Origin of the sequence: Oribacterium sp. oral taxon 102 (assembly GCF_013394775.1) — a bacterium.
Taxonomy (GTDB): domain Bacteria; phylum Bacillota; class Clostridia; order Lachnospirales; family Lachnospiraceae; genus Oribacterium.
This window is the reverse complement of sequence record NZ_JABXYT010000001.1, coordinates 1,258,273-1,283,117: the sequence shown is the minus strand read 5'-3', so window position 1 is coordinate 1,283,117 and position 24,845 is coordinate 1,258,273. Positions and strand designations below refer to the sequence as shown.

General features: G+C 58.0%; 19 protein-coding genes, 1 pseudogene and 1 riboswitch. Of the genes and pseudogenes, 5 read left to right on the top strand and 15 right to left on the bottom strand.

All coding sequences use genetic code 11. The annotated features are described in order from the left end of the window. Positions 1–11 precede the first annotated feature (11 nt). The 3 genes and pseudogenes from rhaD to HW273_RS05930 all read right to left on the bottom strand — a co-directional run. A pseudogene (rhaD, locus tag HW273_RS05940) lies at positions 12–836 on the bottom strand (rhamnulose-1-phosphate aldolase); the annotation flags it as partial. Between the two features lie 36 nt (positions 837–872). Further along, positions 873–2,129, bottom strand: a complete 1,257-nt coding sequence (locus tag HW273_RS05935) for an L-rhamnose isomerase (protein ID WP_179012457.1) — start codon at positions 2,127–2,129, stop codon at positions 873–875. Further along, entirely contained in the window at positions 2,116–3,603 is a 1,488-nt protein-coding gene (locus tag HW273_RS05930) for a rhamnulokinase (protein ID WP_179010900.1), read from the bottom strand. The genes HW273_RS05935 and HW273_RS05930 overlap by 14 nt, the downstream gene beginning before the upstream one ends. A 325-nt stretch (positions 3,604–3,928) precedes the next feature. Here HW273_RS05930 and HW273_RS05925 point away from each other — a divergent pair, with 325 nt between their 5' ends. Next, positions 3,929–4,888 carry a helix-turn-helix domain-containing protein gene (locus HW273_RS05925; protein ID WP_179012456.1) on the top strand — a complete coding sequence of 320 codons (960 nt, stop codon included), beginning with the start codon at positions 3,929–3,931 and terminating at the stop codon, positions 4,886–4,888. A 25-nt stretch (positions 4,889–4,913) separates the two neighbouring features. Here HW273_RS05925 and HW273_RS05920 read toward each other — a convergent pair whose 3' ends face one another. Then, on the bottom strand, positions 4,914–6,566 hold the full coding sequence (locus HW273_RS05920; RefSeq protein ID WP_179010899.1) for a SulP family inorganic anion transporter: 1,653 nt from the start codon (positions 6,564–6,566) through the stop codon (positions 4,914–4,916). A gap of 211 nt (positions 6,567–6,777) precedes the next feature. Here HW273_RS05920 and HW273_RS05915 point away from each other — a divergent pair, with 211 nt between their 5' ends. After that, positions 6,778–8,112, top strand: a complete 1,335-nt coding sequence (locus tag HW273_RS05915) for a TrkH family potassium uptake protein (RefSeq protein ID WP_179010898.1) — start codon at positions 6,778–6,780, stop codon at positions 8,110–8,112. Between the two features lie 67 nt (positions 8,113–8,179). Next, positions 8,180–8,839 (top strand): potassium channel family protein, encoded by a 660-nt coding sequence (locus tag HW273_RS05910; RefSeq protein ID WP_179010897.1) that lies wholly within the window; start codon positions 8,180–8,182, stop codon positions 8,837–8,839. Between the two features lie 21 nt (positions 8,840–8,860). On the opposite strand, the gene HW273_RS05905 is transcribed toward HW273_RS05910, so the two are convergent. The 6 genes from HW273_RS05905 to HW273_RS05880 form a co-directional block, all read right to left on the bottom strand. After that, positions 8,861–10,192, bottom strand: coding sequence for a GGDEF domain-containing response regulator (locus tag HW273_RS05905; protein WP_179010896.1), 1,332 nt, complete (start codon positions 10,190–10,192; stop codon positions 8,861–8,863). 163 nt (positions 10,193–10,355) lie between these two features. Continuing rightward, the gene (locus HW273_RS05900) at positions 10,356–10,874 is read right to left on the bottom strand and encodes a hypothetical protein (protein ID WP_179010895.1); all 519 of its coding nucleotides are present in this window, start codon (positions 10,872–10,874) and stop codon (positions 10,356–10,358) included. 108 nt (positions 10,875–10,982) lie between these two features. Continuing rightward, positions 10,983–12,449, bottom strand: a complete 1,467-nt coding sequence (locus HW273_RS05895; RefSeq protein WP_179010894.1) for a nicotinate phosphoribosyltransferase — start codon at positions 12,447–12,449, stop codon at positions 10,983–10,985. A gap of 138 nt (positions 12,450–12,587) precedes the next feature. Further along, the gene (locus HW273_RS05890; protein ID WP_179010893.1) at positions 12,588–13,937 is read right to left on the bottom strand and encodes a class I SAM-dependent RNA methyltransferase; all 1,350 of its coding nucleotides are present in this window, start codon (positions 13,935–13,937) and stop codon (positions 12,588–12,590) included. A gap of 5 nt (positions 13,938–13,942) precedes the next feature. Then, entirely contained in the window at positions 13,943–14,209 is a 267-nt protein-coding gene (locus HW273_RS05885; protein ID WP_179010892.1) for a DUF4366 domain-containing protein, read from the bottom strand. An 85-nt stretch (positions 14,210–14,294) separates the two neighbouring features. Beyond that, a complete protein-coding gene (locus HW273_RS05880) occupies positions 14,295–16,679 on the bottom strand; it encodes an ATP-dependent helicase (protein ID WP_179010891.1) in 2,385 nt (794 codons plus the stop codon). A 149-nt stretch (positions 16,680–16,828) separates the two neighbouring features. Between HW273_RS05880 and HW273_RS05875 the strand changes: the two genes are divergently transcribed. Continuing rightward, on the top strand, positions 16,829–17,452 hold the full coding sequence (locus HW273_RS05875) for a DUF1836 domain-containing protein (RefSeq protein ID WP_179010890.1): 624 nt from the start codon (positions 16,829–16,831) through the stop codon (positions 17,450–17,452). 111 nt (positions 17,453–17,563) lie between these two features. Here the strand turns inward: HW273_RS05875 and HW273_RS05870 are convergent, their stop codons facing one another. The 3 genes from HW273_RS05870 to HW273_RS05860 form a co-directional block, all read right to left on the bottom strand. Continuing rightward, complete coding sequence (locus HW273_RS05870; RefSeq protein WP_179010889.1) at positions 17,564–17,878, bottom strand: YerC/YecD family TrpR-related protein; 315 nt, start codon at positions 17,876–17,878, stop codon at positions 17,564–17,566. Between the two features lie 385 nt (positions 17,879–18,263). After that, positions 18,264–18,824 (bottom strand): phosphodiesterase, encoded by a 561-nt coding sequence (yfcE, locus tag HW273_RS05865; RefSeq protein WP_179010888.1) that lies wholly within the window; start codon positions 18,822–18,824, stop codon positions 18,264–18,266. A gap of 81 nt (positions 18,825–18,905) precedes the next feature. Then, entirely contained in the window at positions 18,906–19,427 is a 522-nt protein-coding gene (locus tag HW273_RS05860) for a ComEA family DNA-binding protein (protein ID WP_179010887.1), read from the bottom strand. Positions 19,428–19,585: 158 nt separating this feature from the next. Further along, positions 19,586–19,681, top strand: a riboswitch (TPP riboswitch). 64 nt (positions 19,682–19,745) lie between these two features. On the opposite strand from HW273_RS05860, the gene HW273_RS05855 reads away from it, so the two are divergent. Beyond that, positions 19,746–20,279, top strand: coding sequence for an energy-coupled thiamine transporter ThiT (locus tag HW273_RS05855; protein WP_179010886.1), 534 nt, complete (start codon positions 19,746–19,748; stop codon positions 20,277–20,279). Positions 20,280–20,445: 166 nt separating this feature from the next. On the opposite strand, the gene HW273_RS05850 is transcribed toward HW273_RS05855, so the two are convergent. After that, complete coding sequence (locus HW273_RS05850; RefSeq protein ID WP_179010885.1) at positions 20,446–23,646, bottom strand: AAA family ATPase; 3,201 nt, start codon at positions 23,644–23,646, stop codon at positions 20,446–20,448. Beyond that, complete coding sequence (locus HW273_RS05845) at positions 23,643–24,791, bottom strand: exonuclease SbcCD subunit D (RefSeq protein ID WP_179010884.1); 1,149 nt, start codon at positions 24,789–24,791, stop codon at positions 23,643–23,645. Before HW273_RS05845 ends, HW273_RS05850 begins: the two co-directional genes overlap by 4 nt. Between the last annotated feature and the right edge of the window lie 54 nt (positions 24,792–24,845).

The following is a 24,845-nucleotide window of genomic DNA, read 5'->3' as shown; positions in this document are numbered from 1 at the left end:
CATTTGCTCTCCTTCTCATAGAGGAAGCGCTCCGGCAGGCTAAGCCGGAAGTCCGCGGCGAGCGCACGGAAATCCTGCGGGCGGATCGTTTGCAGCCTGTCCGAACGGACGGAGAGCACCTTCACCAGAATCTCCGCGGACTTCTCGATCGTGTGCATCAGCCCGAAGCAGAGATCGAAGCTCTCTCCGGAGCAGAACAGCCCGTGATGCGCCCAAACCACCGCATCATACCGCTCCATCAGCCGGCTCGTCTCCACCGCGATTTCCCGTCCGCCCGGTACCATCCAGCCGACGACCCCGATCCCGTCCGGAAAGACGACGGGGCACTCCGTCGCCATCTCCCAGAGCTCCCGCGTGAATACCTCATCCTTTAAGGGCAGGACAAAGGTCAGCGCGATCAGATTCGGCGTATGCGCATGGTAGATCACTCTGTGCCGTCCGTTCGTGGCCCGCTTCTTCACCTCATGATTCATCAGGTGCGTCGGCAGCTCGCTGGTCGGCTTGCCGCCATCCCGGAGCCCCCAGAGCAGGCGGTAGTTCTCCCCCGCCGGATCCAGCTCGATAATCGCAAGGCAAGCCTCCGGATCGAGCGCGACATTTCGCATGAATTTCCCGCTCCCGCTCACAAGAAATGCCTCTCCGGAAAGCCCCGGAACCGCTGTCCCGATCGACTGCCATACTCCGTCCGTGCGGAGCCGCGGACGAAGCGTCGAAAGCTCAGATTCCCGGATCCGATAGCTCAGGTTCCCGCCATTCCTCTCATGCCAGCCCTGCGCATAGCCGTCGCTGCACAGCCTGATGAAGCCCTGTACAAATTCCGCATCCGTTACCCTCATTCTGTTCCTCCCAGTCTCTTCTATGCCTTATACCGCTTATCTCCGCCCGGAGAGCACCTCTTTCTCATATTTCCGGATCTCCGTGAACCATTCTCCGTCTGCCGGCGCGCCGCAGCGCTCGCAGTAGCACTCCCATACCGTGCCGAACGGGAGCGTTTTCAGCTCCTCCTGCCGTGCGAGGAGCTCCGTGAAACGGCTCTCCTCCTGCAATTCCCTGAGTTCCGCAGCCGGCTGGAGCAGTGCGTAGAGCAGCGCCTTCTCCGTATTCCGGAAGCCGATCGTCCATGCGGCGATGCGGTTGATGCTCGCGTCGAAGAAGTCCAGCGCGATGTCGACCCTGCCGTCCAGCCCGCCGCAGCGCACGATCTCCTTCGCAATCTCCCGCGTCTCGTCGTCGAAGCGCACCACATGATCGGAATCCCAGCGCACCGGACGCGTCACATGGAGCGCGATCTCCGGAAAGAAGCTGAGCAATGCCGGAATCTTGTCCGAAACCAGCTCGGTCGGATGGTAATGCCCGTTGTCCATCAGAGGGATGCAGCGATGCTTGTTCTCCGCTGCATAGAGCAGCGCGAACTCTCCGCTGCCCGCAGTATAGGACTCGACCCCGATGCCGAAGACCTTGGATTCGACGCAGGGCTTCACTTTCCCGAAGTCATAGGGCTCTGCGAGGATCTCGTCGATCGACTGCCGGTAGCGGAGCCGCGGTCCCAGCCTGTCCGCCGGAATATCCTTGAAGCCGTCGCCGGTCCAGATATTCATCACGCAGGGAATCCCTGTTTCCTCTGCGAAGTACGAGGCAATGCGGATGCACGCCCTGCCGTGCTCCACCCAGAAGCGTCTCGTCTCCTCGTCCGGGCTGGAGAGCGTCAGCCCGTCCTTCACACGCCTGTGCGAAAAGAAGGTCGGATTAAAGTCCAGTCCCATCCCGTGCTTCTTCGCAAATGCGACCCATTCGGCGAAGTGTCTCGGCTCTATCCTATCCCGATCCGCATGCTCCCCCGGCGAAAAAATCGCATAGCTCGCGTGTACGTTGAGCTTCTTCGTTCCCGGCATCAGGCTGAGCGCCTTCTCGAGATCCTGAAACAGCTCCTCCGGCGTCCGCGCCCTTCCCAGATAGTTTCCGGTCGCCTGAATCCCGCCGGTCAGCGGGCCGTCCTGATCGAAGCCCCTCACATCGTCCCCCTGCCAGCAATGCAGGGAAATCGGAACATGCCGCAGCTTCTCCATCGCAAGCTCCGTGTCTGCTCCTGCCGCGCGGTACTGTGCTCTCGCATCCTCATAGCGTTCCATCCTGTTCATTTCCTGTCTCCTTTTCTTCTCTTCCCACGCCTGCGCCCCTTCTCCTCCCGCCCCCTGAAGAAGAAGGATCGTATTCTCTGATTTCGAAGGATTCCCGTACCGCGCGCCGCCCTGCCGAAAGATCCGGAAGAACGCCGTCGGAAAGCAGCTGCGCGAGGATATTGCCGACCGCGGTCGCCTCCGCCGGGCCGGCATAGACCCTTTTCCCTGTCTTTTCTGCCGTAAGCGCATTGAGATACACCGCGTTCGAGCCGCCTCCGACAATATAAATGCTGTCAAAGCGCTTCCCGGAGAGCGCCTCTATCTCCGCAGAAGCCCTCGCATAGCTCTCCGCAAGGCTCTGATAGATCACAGCGGCAAGCTCCCCCTTCGTCTCCGGAATTCGCTGTCCCGTCTCCGCGCAGCGCCCGCGAACAGCGTCTGTCATGCTTTTCGGCGAGAGGAACACGGCATCGTTCGGATCTACCCTTGACGGGAACTCCCGCGCTTCCTCCGCCATGCGGCAGAGCTCCTCGAAGCTCTCCTGCTTCCCCCATTCCCGCCGCATCGACTGTATCATCCAGAGTCCCATGATGTTTTTCAGGAAACGGCAGCGATAGCCGTAGCCTCCCTCATTCGTGAAATTTGCACGACGTCCCGCCTCTGTAATGCACGGCTCCAGAAGCTCCGTCCCGATGAGAGACCAGGTTCCCGAGCTGAGATAGAGGAAGTCGCGCTCCGCCGCGGGAACCGCCATTACTGCCGATGCCGTGTCGTGGCTCGCAACCTGCAAAACCCGAAGCGAATAGCCGAGCTCCGCTGCGAGCTCCGGTCGAAGCTCGCCCAGCATCGTACCGGGCGGCATGATCTTCGGAAAGAGCGATTCCCGGAATCGGAGCACTCCGAGCAGCTCCCGATTCCAGTCTCTCGTCTCCGGTGAGACGAGCTGCGTCGTCGTCGCATTGGTATATTCACTTCTCGCAATGCCGGTCAGCCGGTAATTCAGGTAATCCGGCATCAGCAGCAGCTTCTCCGCGTTTTCCAGCTCCTCCGGCGCCTGCTCCCGATGTGCCAGCAGCTGGTAGATCGTATTGAAGGGCTGCTTCTGTATCCCGCTTATCCGGTAAAGCTCGCGCTCCGGAATATACATAGCGAGCTTCCGTTCCATCCCCTCGGTGCGTTTGTCCCGATAGCCGCAGCAGTTCCCGAGCTGCTCTCCTCTCCCGTTCAGCAGCACGTAATCGACTGCCCAGGTATCGATCCCCATCGTCTTCGGAAGCTTCCCCAGCTCTCTGCAGCGCTTCATGCCGCGCAGCAGCTCCGCGAAGAGCCGCTCCGTGTCCCAGAGAAGATGCCCGTCCCGCTCGATCATTCCATTCTCGAAGCGATAGACCTCCTCCAGGCGGAGTCGTCCCTCCTCATAGCTCGCGAGAATATGCCGTCCGCCGGATGCGCCGATGTCCACCGCCAGGTAATACTCTGCCATACTGTCCCTCTCAAGCCTGCAAAGCTAAGAAAACACTGATTCATTCCCATCTCACGTGCCATGTGGCGTGCGTCCCCGATTTCATCAGCACTTTCCCGATTTTTTCTGTGAAAAGCCTCTGTTTTATGTTCATTGTATGGTAAAATGCAGAAAGAAAAAAGCACATGATTTGTGAAAAAAATTAACCTGATTTGCATTACGCTTCTCTTGCTCCGGCAAAAGCGCGGCGTGTGGAAGCCTGTACCCGATACCGGGGATCCGAAGAGAACAGAATTTGCGAAGGGACAGGACTATGAGCAGATTATCCGAAGAGAAGGAGACCGCCGTGAAGCGAGAGCTCTTGGAAACGCTGAAGGCCATCACAGAGGAGGAGCGTCGCATCCTGAACGGAAGCGGCATAGACCGGAGCTTCTACAATCTCGACCTCTCCACTGTAATCGACGCCAAAAAGCTGCTCCGGGAGGGGCGGCTCATCGACCTCCGTCCTCATACCCGCTTCATCGACTTTCCGAAGCACAGCCATAACTATGTCGAGCTCGTATATATGTTCAGAGGGCAAACCACGCATTTTATCAACGGCACAGAGGTCATCCTCCATAGCGGCGAGCTGCTCTTCCTCTCTCCGGGCGCGACGCAGGAAATCCGCGCTGCCGGAGCGGAGGATCTCGCCGTCAACTTCATTATCCTGCCGGAATTCTTCGACAAGTCTCTGGACATGATCGGCGGAGAATCCTCTCTGATCCGCGACTTCCTGATTGACTGTCTCCGCACAGGGCGACAGAATGCCGGCTACCTGCACTTTCACGTAGCGGATGTCCTGCCGGTTCAGAATCTGATGGAGAACCTGATCTGGATGCTCCGCTACGATACACCGAACCGCCGCAGGCTGGATGCCACCACCATGGGACTGCTCTTCCTCCATCTTCTACGCTTCACCGACAAGCTTGAGCTGGGGACCGCGCATACAGAGCAGGAGCTGCTCCTTTCGGTCTTCCGCTTCCTCGAGGAGAACTACCGGGACGGAGAACTCTCCGCGCTCTCCCGTACACTGCGCCTGCCGCTCTGTCAGCTCAGCCGCAGCATCAAGGCGGGTACCGGGAAGAATTTCACCGAGCTTTTGCAGGAGAAACGGCTCTCCCGTGCCGCCTATCTCCTCCGGAGCACCGATCTCTCCATCACCGATATCAGCCTCGATGTCGGCTATCATAATTTCAGTTACTTCTACCGCCTGTTCCGGAGACGCTTCGGCTGCTCTCCGCGGCGCTACCGCCTGACGGTAAAGTGAATCGCAGATCAGGGCGCAGCTTCGTTCAGGAAATCCCTGCGGCCCTCCTGAGCGCGGCAGAGATGCTCTCACAGAGATTCTCCCTGCCGAGCGCCTCAAGGAAGCCCGCACGCTCCATTACCTGCCGCGGCTGCGGATTGACATGAGAGAGCAGCAGCGTGATTTTTTCTCTCCGGCAGATCTCATAGACCTCCTCCAGCGACTCCAGTCCGCTGATATCCATCGCCGGTACATTCCGCATCCGAAGGATCAGGACGCGCTTGCCTCTCTGGCTGGTAAATTCCAGATAGTCCACCGCCGCGCCGAAAAACATCGGACCTTCGATCTCATACACCATGGTATGCTCCGGAACACGCCGGAGATCCGTTTTCTCGGCGAGCGCCGTCTCTCCCTCCGCAGCAGGCGCCGCCCATTCCCGCACCCCTGCGATATCCGACATTCGCTTCATGAAGAGAAAAGCGGCGAGCACCATGCCCACCTCGATCGCGATGACGAGATCGAAGAAGACCGTCAAAAGGAAGGTCAGCACCAGCACCAGCACATCGCTCCCCGGCGCCTTCCTCACCATGTGTACGAAGCCTCTCCAGCCGCTCATGTTATAGGCGACCATGATCAGAATTGCCGCCAGCGTTGTCATCGGAATCAGAGAAGCATAGGGCATCAGGAAAAGCAGGATCAGAAGCAGTGTCACGGCATGCACCATGCCGGCAACCGGCGTCCGTGCGCCGTTCCGCACATTCGCCGCCGTTCTCGCGATCGCCCCCGTCGCCGGAATTCCGCCGAAAAGGGCGGAGAAGATATTGCCGATCCCCTGCGCCACCAGCTCCGCATTGGAGCGGTGCCTGTCTCCGATCATCCCGTCGGAGACCACGGCGGAGAGCAGGGACTCGATCGAGGCGAGTAGCGCGATCGTCATTGCCGGAGCGAGCATTCTCTGCACCAGTGGGAAGCTGAGCGCCGGCACATGAAAGGGCGGAAGCCCCGCCTGTATCGTGTAGAGATCCCCGATCGTCGTCACCGGCAGATGTAAGAGCTGTACCGCCGCGGTCGTCAGAAAAATCGCGATCAGAGAGCCGGGGATCCTCTGCGAAACCCTCGGCCAGAAAATCTGGATCAGCAGCGCCGCCAATCCCACCAGCAGGGTCAGAGGCTGAAGGGTATGAAAATTTGCCGCATACGCTGCGAGCTTCTCCGGAAACGCCGCGGGAACGGCTCCCATCTGCAGCCCGAAAAAGTCCTTCAGCTGCCCCGCGAGGATCCCGACTGCGATCCCCAGCGTGAAGCCGGCGGTGATCGTCTTCGGGATGAAGCGGATCAGATTGCCGATCCGAAGCAGCCCCATCAGCACCATGATGATGCCGGCGAGAAGCGTCGCCGCCACCAGCCCATCGAAGCCGTACTCTGCAATGATGCCGTAGATAATCACCACGAACGCCGCGGTAGGCCCGCCGATCTGCACCCGGCTGCCGCCGAGAAGCGAAATGAAGAAGCCCGCCACAATCGCAGTATACAGTCCCTGCTCCGGATTCACGCCGGAGGCGATTGCCAGCGCGATCGAAAGCGGGAGCGCAATGATCGCCACAATAATACCGGAAACGGCATCCTTCGTGAACTGCTGTGCGTCATAGTCCTTCAGCACACTGAAGAGCTTTGGCTGAATGTAGTCAAATTGTTTCATCTCAGTCCCCCTATCCTGTTCTTACTCTCAGGATAGCATACGGAATCCTTCGTGTTTTTTCAAGAAATACCGTCCCGAATCCTGTATAAATCCTCATACCGAAAGCTTCGATGCAGCAGTGTAGGGCCTGCGCTCTGTACACCCTGCCCTATACAAATCCGTCGTTGTCTACTATAATAGAATAAAATTTCTTTCCGGAGTTACCTTACTCATGTCTAAAAAAATCAATCTGACCAATACCCATAAAATCATGCTGAGCTTCCTGCTGATGATCCTCACGGGTGCACTGCTCCTGATGCTCCCGATCGCGGCACGCCCCGGCGAATCCACCTGCTTCTCGGGCGCGCTGCTCTGCTCCGTTTCCGCGAGCTGTGTGACCGGGCTCGTCGCCTATGACACCTGGTCGCACTGGAGCCTCTTCGGACAGCTCGTCCTGCTCACCGAAATGCAGATCGGCGGACTGGGCTTCATTACGATCGGCGTCTTCGCCATGACACTTTTCCGGAAGAAGATCGGGCTGAATTACCGTGCGCTGGTGCAGGATAGCCTCAGCACGCTCCAGCTCCGCGGCAGCGTGCGTCTGGTTCGGCGAATCGTCTTCGGCACTCTGCTCTTCGAGGGGCTGGGCGCTCTGCTCCTCTCTCTCCGCTTCGTTCCCCAGTTCGGGCTCCGCCGCGGGCTGTACTTCAGCATATTTCATTCTGTCTCCGCCTTCTGTAATGCTGGCTTCGATCTCATGGGGATCCGAGAGCACTACTCCTCCTTCTGCGCCTATTCCGGAGATCCTCTCGTAATCCTGACGCTGAGCACCCTGATCCTCGTCGGCGGCATCGGCTTCCTCGTCTGGGACGATCTCCTGGACAATCGCTGGCACTGGGAATGCTATCATTTCCAGACCAAGCTCGTTCTCACTGCGACGCTCGGACTCCTGCTCATCTCGACGTTCCTTTTCTACTTCACAGAAGCCCGCCTCTTCGCCGGAATGTCGGCTCCGCACCGGCTCCTCGCCGCCTTTTTCAGCGCGGTCACGCCGCGAACCGCCGGCTTCAACTCCGTCGATACTGCCGGGCTCTCCGATGCCGGACTCTTCCTGACGATCCTCCTGATGTTCATCGGCGGCAGCCCCGGCTCGACTGCCGGCGGCATCAAGACGATCACGCTCCTCGTGATCCTGCTGCATTTGAAGGAATACCTTTTCCACGAGCGGGACTGTGTGCTCTTCCGAACCCGGCTGGAGGAGGAAGCGGTTCGGAAGGCGGGAATTGTCGTCTTTCTGAACCTCTCACTCGCGCTCCTCGGTGTTTTCCTCATCCTGAGCGTGCAGCCGCTCCCGCTTCGGGACGTCTCCTTCGAGGTCTTCTCCGCGATCGGCACCGCCGGGATGTCCACCGGTATCACCCGGGAGCTCTGCCTCTTCTCGAAGCTTGTCGTCATTGTCATGATGTACCTCGGACGCATGGGCAGTCTGACCTTCGCGATGTCCTTCACGGAACGCAGGAAGAGCGGGAAGCTCCGCTACCCCGCTTCGCCGGTCACAATCGGCTGATGCGATCATCTCCCGCAGCTTCCGGCTTCGCGGAAAATTATCTGACTTTTCGAAAGGAACTCCGTATATGAAATCAATGCTTTTAATCGGGCTCGGTGACTTCGGGCATCACCTCTGCCGACATCTCGTCGAAATGAAGAATGAAGTCCTGATTATGGACAAGAATGAGGACGCGCTGGAGGATCTCGCAGAGATCGCGAGCGGAAGACTGATCGCGGACTGCTGCTCGAAGTCCGCTCTGCAGCAGGTCGGCGTCCAGAACTTCGATATGTGCTTCGTCTGCATCGGCTCCGACTTCAAGAGCAATCTGATCATCGTCAGCACCTTAAAGGAGCTGGGCGCCCGCTATGTCGTGACCGAGACGGACGACGAAATGCTGGAGAAACTCCTCCTGCACAACGGGGCGGACGAAATCATCCATCCGAACAAGGATTCTGCGATGCGTGCCGCCGTGAAATACAGCAGCGAGCATATCTACGACTATGTCCGGCTGAAAGCGGGCTACTCCATCTATGAAATCACGCCTCTCCGGGAATGGATAGGAAAGAGCATTCTGAGCTCCCGTATCAGGGAACGCTACAATACCTATATTATCGGTATCGTTTCCGAGAAGGATCACACCGACATTATCCCCTCTCCACAGACTGTCATACAGGCGAGCGACCGGCTGATGGTACTGGCGCATGAGGATACGATGAAGACACTTCTGAAAAGAATGGAGCCATAGGAAGGCACCGCAGAAAAAAGCTCACAGCATGACTTGCTGCGCCTTTTCCTTCATATAGCCCCTGAGTCTCCGGTCCACGAACTGGTCGTTCACTGGCGCAAAATAGAGATCTGCGATCAGCCCGGTATCCAGCGCAGTGCGGAGCTGAGGAATATCCCCCTCCCGACAGATCGCGACGAGCGGCTGCCGCTTCGCCCATTCCTTGCCGGTGACTGCGCTCCAGACCTGAAGCCCGTCCCCCTCCTCCGCAGAAACATCCAGAAAAATGCGGGACACCCCCTCCGGATCTTCCCGGAGCTGTGTCTCCAGCTCTGCCACGGTCTCCACTACACTCAGCTTATAATAGGAAGAGCAGCTGTAATGCAGAGTGCTGATGACAGAGCGGGTTCTCGAAAGCAGCAGCGCCCTGCTCCTGCATTGGATGCTCCCATCCTGACAGCAGCCGCAGCCATACTCCGTATAGCAGTCCTTTCCCGCCTTTTTCGAGAGATACAACGCCTGATCCGCCTCGGAGAGAAGCTCCTCCAGTCGGCATTCCGGCGAGGAATAGGAGATCCCGATGCTGATCGTGATATTCTCCGGCAGCGTCTGATTCTCATGCTTCCGGATCATCTGCAGCAGCTTCTCCGCTCTCCGACGCACCTCCTGCCTCGAGGGAATGTTCTTCATCAGCACACAGAACTCGTCGCCGCCGAGTCTGCCGACGATGTCGGACTTCCGGAAGCAGGAGGAGAGGATATTCGCCATGATCCTGATCGTATGATCCCCCATCTCATGACCGTGAATGTCGTTTATCGCCTTGAAATTGTCGATATCCACGATAAAAAGGGCGACGCTCTCCTCCGGCATGCTCTCCAGGTGCTTCTGTATGAGCTGCCGCGCCGTCATTTTATTGAGCAGCCCCGTCATCTCGTCCAGCTCCGCCCTGTATCGCATCTGGTTCCTCTGCTCCACGAGCGCACGGAAGCGGCGTCCGGACTCCAGTACATTCTGCAGTCTGGAAAGCACGATCGCTTCCTCTCCGGGCTTGTTCAAAAAATCATTCGCGCCCAGCTCGAAGGCTCTGATCTGCATTGCCTTCGAATTCCCGGAGGTCAGGATAATGACCGGGATATTCATGAAGAAGTCCAGCTCCCGCCGCTGCTCCAGCACCTGAAAGCCGTCCATCCCCGGCATGACGAGATCCAGCAGCACCGCGTGCACCTGATTCCCCCGCTCCCGCAGGATCTGAATGCACTCTTCCCCGCTCTCCGCCTCCAATACCCGAAATCTCGGCTGCAGCATCTTCCGGAACACACTCCGCTGCAGTCTGGAATCGTCTACTATCAGAATCGTTTCCCGCTCGGTATTCATCCACTGCTCCCTTGCGGCATTGCACCGCAAATACTGTGACAGCTCAGGCAAGCCCTTCGCAATTCGCCGGAATTTCCCTCCCGACAGGCATCTATTTGCTCATTATAGCACTATTTTATTCATAAAGTACAGTCAGAATCTGTCAGAATAACTATGCTTTTTATCATATTTGTAACAGTTCATAGCTGTTCAGACGTGAGGGTTCACCATTCACCGGAACGCCGAGATACTCCCGTATCATCCTGCACTTATCGCTCCGCCCCATCCATTGATAGTAGCTGTTCCATAAACGAAGAGACTGCATCGGGATCATTTCCCCCTCCAGAGAATAGAACTCCGAGATCTGTTCCCTTCGAAGAGAACAGTCATGCACGCGCTCTCCCTCGACGATGGCGAAGCCTATCATCAGATCCACGTCTACGCCGTCGACGATATACTCCAGAAACTCCTTCGTCTTATACTTCCCGTTTGGATTGGGCGGCTGCAGCTCTCCCATAGACAGCAGTATTTCCTTCGCGGCGGCGGCATCCTCCTCTTCTGCCATCAGATCGATATCATGGAAATGGTCGGTAATTCCCTTTAGGTACAGCAGCAGCGACGCGCCCAACGCCCATGTGACCCCGGCTCCGTTCAGACGCCGCGCGATTTTCTTCAGTACCTTGAGCTTTTTCTCTGTATCCATGGCTTCCCCTTATTCTTTTTCGCGCCCTCCTGACAGGATTTCCGTTTGTTCGCGATGATATCATAAATCCGATAGGCAAAAAAATGAAATAGAGGTTCTCCGAAAAAGCTACTCCCTCTCGAGCAGCTTTTCCTGCGTCTGCCGCAGCAGATCCATCTTCATTTTATAGTATGCGGGACTCATGTCGAGGAAATGACGATGCGGGTTCTCAAAGCGCTGCTCCTCCTGCCATACCTCATGCGCCAGCTGCTCTCTGACATAGGCGCGGATCTCCTCTAAAGAAGGAGAAGGCTTTACGCATTTCCCGTCCAGCATGACCGTTTCCTGCAGCTCCCGGATCGTATGATTCGAGAAGGAGCGCTTCTTCCATGGCTTTTCCGGATCAATATACGGGTATTCCCGGCTGAAATCCGGCGTTTCCTCCGCGAGGGTGATGAGATCGGCAACGGAATAGCCCTCTTCATCATAGACGCGCCAGAGGCGCTTCCGTCCCGGATTGGTGATCTTCTCGAAGGTCTCGGAGACCTTGATCGCCGGGCGGCTGGCTCTGTCCTTATTGACCGCCACCAGCTTATAAACCGCGCCGAAAACGGGATCGCTCTTCGCCGTGATGAGCCGCTCGCCCACGCCGAAGGCATCGATACAGCCGCCCTGCGAAAGAATGGAGCGGATCGTAAACTCATCCAGACTGTTGGATGCCACGATCTTACAGTCGGGAAGCCCCGCCCGATCCAGCATCCGCCGTGCCTCCTTCGAGAGATAGGCGAGGTCGCCGGAATCCAGACGGATGCCCTTCAGACGCTTCCCCATGGGCTGCAGAACCTCCCTTGCTGTCCGGATGGCGTTGGGAACGCCGGATTCCAGCACATTGTAGGTGTCTACCAGAAGCACCGAATTGTCCGGATATCGCTCCGCGAAGCGGCGGAACGCCGTATACTCTTCATCATGGTACATAACCCAGCTGTGCGCCATCGTTCCGCTGAGGGGAATGCCGAAGCGCTGTCCCGCAAGGACGGTGGCGGTACTGTCCACACCGCCGATATAGGCAGCTCTCGCCCCGTAGACTGCCGCATCGACATTGTGCGCCCGCCGCGCACCGAAATCGGATACAGCGCGCCCCTCTGCCGCGCGCACGATCCGCTGTGCCTTCGTGGCGATCAAAGACTGATGGTTTATCTCTGTAAGAATCGCCGTCTCCACCAGCTGCGCATCAATCAGCGGCGCATTGACCGTCAGGATCGGCTCGTTGGGATACATGATCATCCCCTCCCGAAGCGCCGTCACATTTCCCCGAAAACGAAAGCCCGACAGCCAGCGGAGAAAATCCTCCCGGTAGAGCCGCAGTGAGCGCAGATAGGCGATGTCCTCTTCTGTAAAGCGCAGATTTTCCAGATATTCCAATACCTGCTGCAGTCCGGCGAAGACAGCGAAGCCGCCGCCGTCCGGATTCCTGCGGTAAAACACATCGAAGGTGACGAAATCCTCCGCTCCCTGCTCGGCGAAGTAGCCGTTCGCCATCGTCATTTCATATAGATCCATCATCATGGATAGGTTTCGCGTATCAAACTGTGTCACAGCTTTCCCTCCTGCTGCTCCGATACCGCAGACTGCCCGGAACGTATATGATTGGTGGTGCCGAAGCCGTCATTGTTGACATTGGCTTCCCGGGGGATATGCGGCAGCGTATTCAGGGTATGATCAAAGGCAGTGCTATCACCCGATTTTTACATTGATATGGCTGTTCGGAGCCTCGTGGGAAAGCAGCGCTACCGCCTCCACATTATTGGTCTGGGGAAACATATCCACACAGCAGACCTTCTTCACACGATAGCCTGCCGCCTGCATCGGGAGGAGGTCACGCGCCAGACTCTTCGGCTTGCAGGCAATATAAATCAGAGTATCCGCTCCGTAATCCAGAATCCGCTTCAACGCCTTCGGATGAATGCCGTCCCGCGGCGGATCCAGTATGATAAGATCCGGACGCGGCGCATCCTCCGCTGTGCCGTCCGCCCGGAGGAGCTGTCCTCCCTCCTGAATAACCTTCAGCACGTCTCCGACAAGGAAAGAGCAATTCGCAATGCCGTTTCTCTCGGCATTCTCGCGCGCCGCGAGAACTGCCTCCTCGACGATTTCTACGCCAATCGCCCGCTCCGCGACTGCGCTCATCAGCTGCGTGATCGTCCCGGTACCAGAATACAGGTCGTAAATGACAGGTTTTTTCTCAAACTCTGTCCCCGCATACTCCCGTACCTTGTCGTAGAGCTTCTCTGCGCCCAGCGTATTGGTCTGGAAAAAGGAGAAGGGGCTGATCTTGAACCTGAGTCCCAGCAGCTCCTCATAAAAGAAGCCCTCGCCATAAAGAATCTCTGTGCCGTCGTCTCTGATGGCATCCGCCGGAGAATCGTTTCTCGTATGGAGGATGCCGACGATCCGCCCTGCAAGCTCTCCTTCCTCTTCCAGACGACGCAGCCTCTCCACGTAGCCCTTCAGGATATTCTCCTCCAGCAGCGCCTCCAGCATCTCCTCCCGCAGTCCTCTGCCCGCCTTTCGCATCGCTTCCTCTCCGGCGCAGATTCGATCCCAGAGCCCGTCTGCCACGAACTCTACGGTCTGCGTCGAGCTTACGAGGTCTATGAGGATCTCTCCGGTCTTCACCGCACGCCGGATCAGCAGATGCCGAAGGTAGCCGATATGGCTCTTCTTATGAAAATAACCGATTCCAAGCCGTGTGAAATACTCCCTCGTCACCCTCAGAATCTTGCCGAAGTCCGGATGCGCGATCCGGCAGTCGTCCGCATTCAGAATGTTGAAAAAGCTCTTTTTCTGATGCAGCCCCAATGTCAGCGGTCCGTCCCTCTGCTGGTCGCCGAAGGAAAATTCCATCTTGTTGCGATATGCGTATTCCAGCGGGGACGGAATGATCGGCTCGAAGCAGAAATCTCCCTCGATTGCCGGACGGAGCAGCTCATATACCTCCGTCTCCTTCATCTTCAGCTGCTCCTCATACGGAATCTCCTGATAGAAGCAGCCGCCGCACCTCCCCGCATTTTCACAGAGCGCCATCGGCCCTATGCCTCCGGAACCACGTCGTCCTCATCCTCGTATTCCTCGAGGTAGTCCGGGCTGACGAAACGATATACGGCATAGGAAACCGCCGCTACCGCAGCGATCGCACCGATCGCCGCCAGTACCAGCATCAGCGTCCTTTTCAGCTTCTCGTCTTCCTTCTTTTTCTCCAGAAACTCCATGATCCGCGCTCGATTTACCAGCTCCTCGGCGCGCTCGCGCGCCTCCTCCGTGAAATTCCGGAATCTCCTTACGTCAAACCTCTCCATGCTATCCTCCTTTACAGCTTCTATTTCTTTTCATCGTATCATCCGGCATTCTCTCCGTCAAGTCGGGATCGCTGCCGGAGGTTTCTCACAGCTTCATAAGCCTCGCGAAGCTTGCAAACATTTTCTTCCGCCCCGCGCCGTCGAAATCAACCGTTACCATGAAGTCCCGCTTGTCCTGTGTGATCTCCGTCACAGTTCCCGTGCCGAACTTCACATGGGAGACGCGATCTCCCACGCCATAGTCGAGGTGCTCCAGCTTCGGTCTATCCATTCCCTTCTGCATCAGGGATGGGATCCCCGGACCGGAGCGTTTTCTGCCGCCCGCACGGCTTTGTACATTGTGCGGGCCGCCCTGTCTGCCGCTGTCCCGATAGCCGAGTGAGCCCATGCCGGAGAATCCATAGGAGTTTGTCCTGCTGTCATTCTCCTCCTCAAACGGGGTGCCAGAATAGGCGGAGAAGCCGTCATAGTCATCCCGGGGCTTCGGAACATAGAGCAGCTTTTTCCGCACCACGCTGTCCGGCATTTCCTCCACGAAACGGCTCGGCAGAAGGCGCTGGTATTCCCCGTTCATCATGCGGCTCCGCGCAGAGCTCATCACCAGCTCCTCCTCTGCCCTCGTGATCCCCACATAGCAGAGCCGACGTTCCTCCTCCAGCTCCTCCGGCTCGTTGATCGAGGAAAAGCCCGGGAAGAGCCCGTCGCTCAGCCCTACGAGATAGACCTTCGGGAACTCCAGCCCCTTCGCGCCGTGAAGCGTCATCAGCGTAAGACAATCCGTCCCCTCCTCCGCCCGATCCAGATCCGAAACGAGCGAAACCTCCTCCAGAAATTCGGACAGCTTCGGCTGCTCCGCGGATGACTGATAGTCCGCCGCCTTGGAAATGACCTCCTCGATATTCATGAGCCGCGTCTCCGCCTCGACCACCCCCTCCGCGCGAAGCTCCATACCGTAGCCGGTATCGTCCCGGATGGACTCGATCAGCTCCCGGATGCTGAAGCTCTCCTCCATTCCCGGAGCAGCATCCTCCTGCAGGTACCCTGCCGCCCGCAGCTTCTCCCTCCATTCATGGATCTGCGCCGTGAAATGCTGCACCGACTTCAGCGCCCTGCCGGAAAGTCCGCTCTGCTCCGCTGTTTCCGCTGCAGAAAACAAGGAGAAGGGCTGCGACATGCTCTGCCGCTGCGCGGCATGACTCCGGAGCTTCGCGAGGCTGCTCGCGCCGACACTCCTCTTCGGGACATTAATGATCCGCTCGAAGGCGACATCGTCCGCATCATTCGAAACCAGCTTCATATAGGCGAGCACATCCTTAATCTCCCTGCGCTGATAGAAGTTTACTCCGCCGATGATGCGGTAGGGGACATTCCACTTCACACACTGCTCCTCCAGAAGACGGGACTGTGCATTTGTCCGGTAGAGCACCGCCTGCTCGCTGTAGGCTCTGCCGCAGTCCCGTACCTCTCTGACCACTGCCGCCGCCTCCTCGTTCGCTGTCTCATACTCCTGAAACAGCACTGCCGCACCGCCCTTACGGTCTGTCCACATCCGTTTGTCCTTCCTGCCGGAATTGTGGGAAATGACGGCATTCGCCGTGTCCAGAATCTTCTCCGTGGAGCGGTAATTCTGCTCCAGCTTCACGACCTTCGCCCCCGGGTAGCTCTTCTCAAAGGAGAGGATATTCTCGAGATTGGCACCGCGGAAGCTGTAGATGCTCTGGTCGTCGTCCCCGACGACGCAGATGTTCCGGTACCGCTCCGCAAGGATATGCACCAGCTCGAACTGGACGTCGTTCGTATCCTGATATTCGTCCACGAGAATATAGCGAAAGCGCTCCTGATAGTAAGCGCGTACCTCCTCCTGCTTCCGAAGCAGCTCCAGCGTCCGGAGCAGCAGATCGTCGAAATCCAGCGCATTATTCTGCCGGAGCCGCTTCTCATATTCGAGATAGCAGTCCGCAATTCTTCGCTCCTGCAGGCTTCCGCCCGCCTCCCGCTGAAAGGAGGCGGCATCCGTCCCGCTGTTCTTCGCCGTCGAAATCACAGAGAGCACCGCCCGCTCCCGAAGCAGCTTCGAATCGATGTTCAGATCCTTGAAGATCTGCTTCATTACCGTTTTCTGATCCTCTGTATCATAGATAGAGAAATCCCGTGTGTAGCCGAGTGCCTCGATATTCCGCCGGAGAATCCGCACACACATGCTGTGAAAGGTAGATACCCAGATCTCCGAAGCGCGCGCTCCGATCAGCCGGTTCACGCGCTCCCTCATCTCCTGCGCTGCCTTGTTCGTGAAGGTAATCGCCAGAATATGCCACGGTGCGACACCGCGGTTTTCGATCAGATATGCCACACGGTGCGTCAGTACCCGTGTCTTCCCGGAGCCGGCGCCTGCCAGCACCAGCAGGGGGCCTTCTGTCTGCCGCACCGCCTCCGCCTGTCTCTCGTTCATCATCGCTTCCAGATTTTCCATTCCTCTACCTCTCTTTTCCATAGGAGCCAGTATAACATGGACGCAAGATGATTCCAATGCCTGCAATATGCTTTGCCCACACCTCGCTTTCCACATGGTTTTAAAAACCACATCTTGTCGTCCTCATCCTTTTGTGCTATAATCGTGCTATGGAAAAGAACCTTTTAGAAGAGCTAACCGAATATCTGCAAGAGCTCCGGTATATCCCTGCTTCCGAGATCCCAGGGCTCGCGCTGTACATGGATCAGGTGACCGGCTTCATGGAGGAGCAGCTTTCGATGATGAAGCGCAGTCCCTCTGACAAGGCGCTGACAAAAACCATGATTAACAACTACGCGAAAAACAAGCTTCTTCCGCCGCCGGTGAAGAAGCGCTATTCGCGGAATCATATTCTGATGCTCCTCTTCATCTACTACTATAAGGGGATTCTGAGCCTGTCCGACATCGAGGAGATCCTACGCCCGCTGCATGACACGTACTTCGCATCAGACGCCGTCCCCTCTCTCGCGAAAGTCTACGAGGAGGTCTTCTCGCTGGAGGCTGACGCCAGGGATCGCCTGATCGAGGATATCCGGACAAAGTTTGCGCGCGCCTCCGAGAGCTTCTCTCCGGCACAGGATGCCTTCTCCGGTCTTACCGAGGAAGCGCGTTCCGAGCTGCAGCTCTTTGCCTTCATTTCCGAGCTTGCCTATGATATTTATCTGAAAAAACAGCTGATCGAGAGGATCACGGATCAGCTTCGGGAAAAGAGCGGGGAGAAAAAGAAGCGCTGAACCGCAGGGCAGCCATATTGGAGCATATTCCCATTTTGACAAGGAATGCAGCGCTATGCCGTTCGGATTTTTGAAAGGGCTTCGGGATATTCCCGAAGCCCTTCCCTGTCCCTAATCTCTTCCCCTCCCGGAGCGATCCTCCAGCCCCAGCCTCTGAAATGCGATATCGTAACCGTCCGCCCCATAGTTCAGGGAACGGTTCACTCTGGAAATCGTCGCCGTCGAGGCGCCGGTGCTCTTCGCAATATCAAGGTAGGTATGTCCCTCCCGCAGCATCTTCGCGACCTCATAGCGCTGCGCCATCGACAGCAGCTCATTGATCGTGCAGAGATCCTCGAAGAACTTGTAATAATCCTCCTTATCCCGCAGCGTCAGCATCGCATCGAAGAGATGCTCTACCTCTCCGGTCTTTAACTTACTGTTCATCCTGTCTCCCTTGCTTTTCGCCTTATCGGCTTATCGGCTTCTACATCCTTTCCGTACGCCTCCATTCCGGAGCAGCCTATACGATATGCCGTAGAAATCCCATTATACGATATAAGTCTACGCGTCACTTCGCTGCTTCGCCGGAGAGGTATCTCAGACCCTTGCCCTGTGGTTTTCCGCGTGGCTCCCCCCCCCGATCTTTAATCGGGAAGAGGCAGGCATTTGCAGATCAGGTGCCGGAATGCCCGTTCGTACCGGCACAGCATCCATTCCGTCGCCCGGCGGAGACTTATACATCAGTATTTTAACACTGTGAAACAGTAAAGTCAACCAGGGACACATGAAATCTCCTCCGCGCTCCCTGCGTTCCGCAACGCCTCTCCTCTCATGCCTCCAGCCCGATCTCCGCCAGCAAATTTCCGTCGAAGTCGAAAACCTGATAGAGATCTCCCTCCAGAATCGCATAGCTGTTCGGATTTCCGCCCTTCGGAAGCGAAACCGAGCCCGGGTTCAGACAGAGGAAGGGAAGCCCGTCCCGCTCCAGCCTCTCCGCCCTCAGGAGATGTGTGTGCCCGTGAAGGAGCGCCTCACCCGAAGAGAGCGGCGGCAGCGTCTCCTCATTGAAGAGATGCCCGTGCGTCGCATAGATTGTGTGTCCGTTCAGAGAAAGCAGGGCATAGTCCGCCATTACCGGGAACGCGAGCACCATCTGATCAACCTCCGCCTCACAGTTCCCGCGTACCGCGTAGATCCGGTTTCTAAGCGGATTCAGCATTTCAATCACCTGCTTCGGGGCATAGTCTCTCGGCAGATCGTTCCTCGGCCCGTGATATAGGATGTCTCCCAGAAGGATCAGCTTCTCCGCTTTGCTCTCCTGAAATTTCTCCAGCATTTTCCTGCACCAGTAGGCGGAGCCGTGAATATCACTCGCAATCAGATATTTCATCCGTATTGTCCTTTCCGTATTTTTGAATTTGAAGCGCTTCTGTACGATTGGACTATAGCAACAATCTCCCCGCCTGTCCACCTAAACGCAGATTTTGTCCCGAAGCTTCTCGAAGGTCTTCGCACCGATCCGCTTCACATTCTGAATCTCCTCGATCGCCGCGAAGCCGCCGTACTGTGCCCGATATTCCACAATAAGCTTCGCCGTCGCAGGGCCGATGCCCGGCAGCGTTTGCAGCTCCTCCGGCGTCGCGGTATTCAAATTTACGCGTTTTTCCGCTTCGGTTTCGCTCTCACCGCTGTACTCCGCCTTCGTTTCCCGCCGCACCTCCTCTTCGCCTCCTCCGTCGGCGTTTGCCGCCGAAGCCGTCGCCTTCGTATCTTCCCCGGAGAAACGCGCGCTGTTCCCGGACACACGTCTCTCTTCGTTCGCCGTCCCTTGAAACTGCTCCGGAGAAGCGAAGCTCGTGTACAGAAGCTCCGCCTTCTCCTCTCTGCTTTCCCAAAGGCTCCATGCGCCGCAAAGCAGGAAAACAAGCACGAAAATAACAGTCTGCATCCTGCGAAGCCGCTCTCTCCGCTTCGTTCTCTCTTTATTTGTCATATCGACTCCGTTTGGAAAATGCGGCGAAATGCCGGAAGATAAAAAACCGAAAAAGAAGATGCGTGCATGCTTCCTGCGGGAGGACAGTCTCAGCACCCTTATATGCCTTTGATTTTATCAAAGTTCTGCTTGCCTTGCAAATGAAATTTATTTATAATGAAGAACGCTAGGGGCGCTTTTGCTGAGATGGTGTTTTGCCAACCCTTGAACCTGAACCGGGCAATGCCGGCGTAGGAAAGCATTCTTTTTGTGCCCCTCTTTGGGTTTCCCGATGACTTCGGTCAAAATCTGACGGGAAGCTCCACAGGAGGTTTTTTTATGTCCAAAAATGTAAAGCCACTCGTCTATTCCGCGGTCTGCATCGCGCTTTCCGTCGCAGCAGGAAGCCTGAGTCTCTTCTCCCTGCCGAACGGCGGCTCTGTCACACCGTGCTCCATGCTCTTCGCCTGTCTGCCGGGCTTCTTCTTCGGGCCGGTCTGCGGGATCTCCTCCGGCATCGCCTACGGACTCCTCAGCTTCATCCTGAAGCCCTATTTCTACACGCCGCTGCAGGTGCTGGTGGACTATCCCCTCGCCTTCGGCGCGCTCGGGCTGAGCGGCTTCTTCTCGGGAAGGAAGCACGGGCTGTACCTCGGCTACCTCGCGAGCTGTCTCGGGCGCTTCTTCTTCGCTTTCCTCTCCGGCGTGATCTTCTTCGCAGAATACGCTCCCGCAGGGATGAATCCCGCCGTTTACTCTGCCGGCTACAACGGCAGCTATATCGCTGCGGAGGCGGCACTGACACTGCTGCTCCTCGCTATCCCTCCTGTCCGGGCGGCAATCTTCCGCATCAAGTCCGGCGCACGGAGCTGAGCCCGTCCTCCTGTCTTATGCGCTAAGCTCTCAGACATGCTGTTCTCGATTCGTCGAAGCAGAAAGATTCACTGCTTCGCTGCTTTTCTGATGAAGCGGAGCCGTTACCGAATATTTTCAAAGGGACTGTGAAGAAATGCATTTTGAAGCATTTTTTACAGCCCTTTTATGATATTCTCCAGACCGCATGACTGCCGTCGTCCGTCTTCGTCACCAGCAGCTGGTCATCGATCTCCTGCTTCAGCTCCGTCACATGAGAGATGATGCCGATCAGCTTCGAGCCGCCTGCCATGCGCTTGAGAACGCGTACCGCCTGATCGCGGGAACGCTCATCCAATGAGCCGAAGCCCTCGTCAATGAACATCATATCGAGGTGGATCGCCGCGGAGCTCTGCTGGATCTGGTCTCCCATTCCGAGCGCCAGCGCCAGCGCCGCCATAAAGGACTCTCCTCCGGAAAGCGTCCGTACCTCCCGCTCTCTTCCGGTCACGGTAGAGTATACCATCAGGTCAAGCCCTCTGTTTTTCCCCTCGCCAGCCTGTTCCTCTCCGGTCATCCGAAGCTCGAACTGTCCGCCCGACATCTCCAGGAATCGGCGATTCGCCGCATGGAGAATCCGTCTCAGGTAATACCGCTGGACGAAGGTCTCGATATCCATGCGGGAGCCGCTGACCTTCCCGGCGAGACGATTATAGAGGCTATCCAGCCGCGTGTATTCCCGGAGAAGCTTCTCGCGCGTCTCCATACGGGGCAGAAGCACGCTGTACACCTGCTCCGCCGAACGGAGCGCTGCTCTACGAGCCTCCGCCTCTCTCTTCCTTGCAATGAGATCATGCTCCGCTTCCATAGCCGCCTCCGACAGCTCCTCTGCATCCGGTCTCGGCTGTCCCGCGATTGTTTCCCGGCAGGCACTAATTCTCGTCCTGACAGAGAGCAGTAGCTCCTTATGCTCTGTTATCTCCTGCCGGAGTCGCTCTATATCCGCCTCCTCATAGCGACGGCAAAGCTCTCTCTGCCGTTCCTCCGTCATACGGATGCGGGAAAGACCCGCGAGATATGCCTCCCGCCGCATATCCAGCACCTCCTGCTGTCGGGGCAGCCGTTCCCGGTACTGCCGGAGTCTCGTCTCACAGCGTTCCTGCTCCGCACGGCTCTCATCCAGTCTCCGCCGCGCATCCTGACAGCGCGCCTCCGCCTGCTTCTTCGCGCGAAGCGCGCTGTCGTGCGCCTGCCTCGCCGCCTCCTCTGTCGGAAAGACTGTCTGCTCTCGCAGCGACGTAAGTCTCGTTTCCGTCTCTGTCAGCGCCGTCTCTTTGTGCCGGAGACGCTCTGCCGTGCGCTCGACTGTCTCACTCAGCCTGCCTCTCTGCTCCTCCATATGCGAAAGCGTCTCCTGTATCTGCCGGAGCCGCACCGCGTCCGCCTGAATCTTCGCGCCGCTCTCCCGGAGTCTGTCCCGTTCCCTCCCGAGAAGTGCAGAAAGCACAGGAAATGCCGCCTCCGCAAGGCTTTCTTCCGGAAATAGCCGCTGCAGCCTCTCCCGGAGGCGCGCCTCCCGCTCCAGAAGCTGCGTCTCCCGTTCCCTCGTCAGCTCTCCGAGCGCGCCCGTTTCTTTGGCAAGCGTTTCCTGCCGGCTGCGGAGCGTACTGCATCGCTCCGTAAGTGCTGCAACTTTCTCCCGGCTCACCTCCTCGTGCCGCGCGGAAAGCTGTGCCGGCTGCGGGTGCTCCAGCGCGCCGCAAACCGGACAGGGCTGTCCCTCCCGCAGCTTTTCCCGCGCGAGAAAGCCCGCCTGTTCATCCAGAAAGGCAGTCTGCACGGCAAGCTGCTCCTTCGAAGCCGAGAAAAAGGCAGTCCGTGCCGCCGCATACTGCCGCTGCAGCTCCGTAAGCCTTGCCTTCCCCTCCTCGCAGATTTGAAAAAGCGACCGGAGCGCCTGCTCCTCGGCTTCCAGCTCTCCGAGGCTCTCCCGGCTCCTCTGCCAGCGCTCCAGCCGGAGCTCTGCATCCGAAAGCTGCTCCGCCTCCTCCCGGAGCTTCCGTTCCTGCTCTGAAGAATGCTGCAGTGCTGCCTTTGCCGCTGCCGCCTGCTTCGCTGCCTCATCCCGGCTCCTCTCCCGCTCTATCCGCTCCGCCTCTGCCGCCTGCCGCCGCCGAATCCGCTCCAGCTCCTGCAGCACACTTTCCCTGCACTTCGTATATGCCTCGCCGCGTTCCGCGGCGGTCGCCTGCATCGTCCGCTCCTCTCGGCTGCGCACTTCCGTCTCCTCCCGGAGCAGGGGCAGCGCGCCTTCCTCCGCCGCGATTCCCGCCGTACTCTCCTGAAGCTCCCGGGCGGCATCCTCCGCCCGTTCCGAAAGCGGCAGCAGCTCGTACGCCTGCCGAAGCTCCCGCATCCTTTCCGTCTTCTCTGCAAACTCCGCCTCGCGCACGGAATGCGCAGAAAGCTCCTGCTCCGCCTGCTGAAGCTTCGTGTATGCCGACAGGAGCGCCTCTGCCCGGGTCAGGCTGTCCCGCGTCCGATCCCGGCGCTCTGCCGCGCTCTGCTCCGCCGCGTCCGCACGCAGCCTCTCCTCAGAGAGCCACAGCTTTTCCTCCCGAAGCTGCGAGAGCAGTTCCTCCATCTCCGCGACATTCAGCCGCTCGCTGCGCTGCACACGGTTTTTCTGCTCCGAGAGCGCCGCAGCATGCGCATAGTCCTCCGGAATCACGAGCTGTGCAAGCTCCTCCACACAGCGGTTCGCCAGCTCCGTAAGCGCGGCAAGCCCCTCCCGTCTCCGGTTCGCCAGCTCCTCCACGACACTCTGATACATCCCTGTGCGGAAGAGCTTCCGGAAAATGAGCTTCTTATCCTCAGAGCGCGCGCGAAGCAGTTCCATGAACTCGCCCTGCGCGATCATGGAAAGCTGCATGAACTGCGGCTTCGTCAGCCCTATGATCTCTATAAGCTTCCGATCCGTCTCTCTGGTATTCTGCGAATATTCCCGCCCATCCGGGAGTGTGAGCGACACGCTCTCCTTCTCCTCCGTAAAGCCGCTGCCCTTTTTCAGCGGACGGAGGTGCCGCGGTGTTCGGCGAACCGTGTACTCCTCCTCGATACCGCCGTTCCATTCCCGGAAGGAAAGCTCTGCAAAGGGTGTCGTCGCATAGCCGCAGAACTGACTCTGCAGCTCTGCCCCGTCCTTCTTATTGCTTTCAGAGCTCGCCTCTCCGTACAGGGCGAAGACAATCGCATCGAAGATCGTCGTTTTACCGGCTCCGGTATCTCCGCTGATCAGGAAAAGCTGCTGCCGCGGCTCTGTGAAATCGATCGCCGTCCGCTGCCCGTAGGAGCCGAACGCCTGCATGGTAAGTCTGACCGGCCTCATTCTCCCGCCTCCACCGTATTGATAATCTCCCTGAGCAGCGCCGCTTCCTCCTGCTCCAGTCCTCCGAGGAAGCTCTCACAGAGGGAAAAGCTGTCCATGTCCCTGTCTGGCGCAATGTCCGCCGTATAGTCCGCGCCGCGGACGCTCTCCCGCCGGATCTCCAGCAGATTCGGGAAGGCGGCGCGGAGGCGATCCTGCATATCGAAGACATCCAGATCCGCTCTGTCCGTGAGGATAATGCTGACATAGTCCTCCGTTCCCTCGTGGAGAAGCTCCCGCAGCTCGCCGCGCAGTACCCGAAGCGCCCTGCGCGGCAGAAGCGGGATCGGGCGAACGCGGCACACGCCCTTCTCCAGAAGCTCCACAGAAAGGATCGCCTTCTCCTGTCCCGCTTCGCTGACGGAACAGGCGAGCGGCGTTCCGCAGTAGCGGCAGGTTTCGCTCCCGACCTTCATTGGCTTATGGATATGTCCGAGCGCCGCATAGTCGAAGCGTTCCAGAATATCCGCCCGCACAGCGTCGATATTCCCGACCGTGCAAAGCTCGGAATCCATCCGTTCCACCGCCCCGGCATCCTTCCCGGGCGGCAGATAGAACTGGTGGCTCACGAGAACATTCCGCTCTGTCTGCACGAGCTCCTCCCTCTCGATCAGCCGGTGCAGCGCAGCATCATAGGACAGGTTGCTGCCGTCCGCATCCACCCCGGTAATCGCCTTCACCATGGAGGGCTTCACGAAGGGAAGCAGATAGAAGTTCACCGGTCCGAAGCGGTCTCTCAGCGTAAGCCTCTCAATCCGCTCTCCCTCCCGCTGCGGCGGCTCCCCGATCATGTGTATCCGCTGTCCGGCGAGCACGGAACGAAAGACATTGACGCGTGCGGCGCTGTCGTGGTTTCCGCTGATCAGAAGCAGCTCCGCCTCCGGCGCAGCTGCCCGAAGCCCGGTGATGAGGCGGTCGAAGAGCGATACCGCCTCCGCCGAGGGGATTGCCTTATCGTAGATGTCTCCTGCAATGACGACCGCGTCCGGCTGCTCCGTCCGCGCCGCCGATACAATCTGCCGGAAGACCTCTGCCTGCTCCTCCCGGAGATCCTGATTCAGCAGCTTCAGCCCGATATGCAGATCCGACAGATGGAAAAATTTCATACCTCTGTTCCTCCTCTCCAGCCTTCCCCTGCGATGTGTCTCTCGGACTGTGCC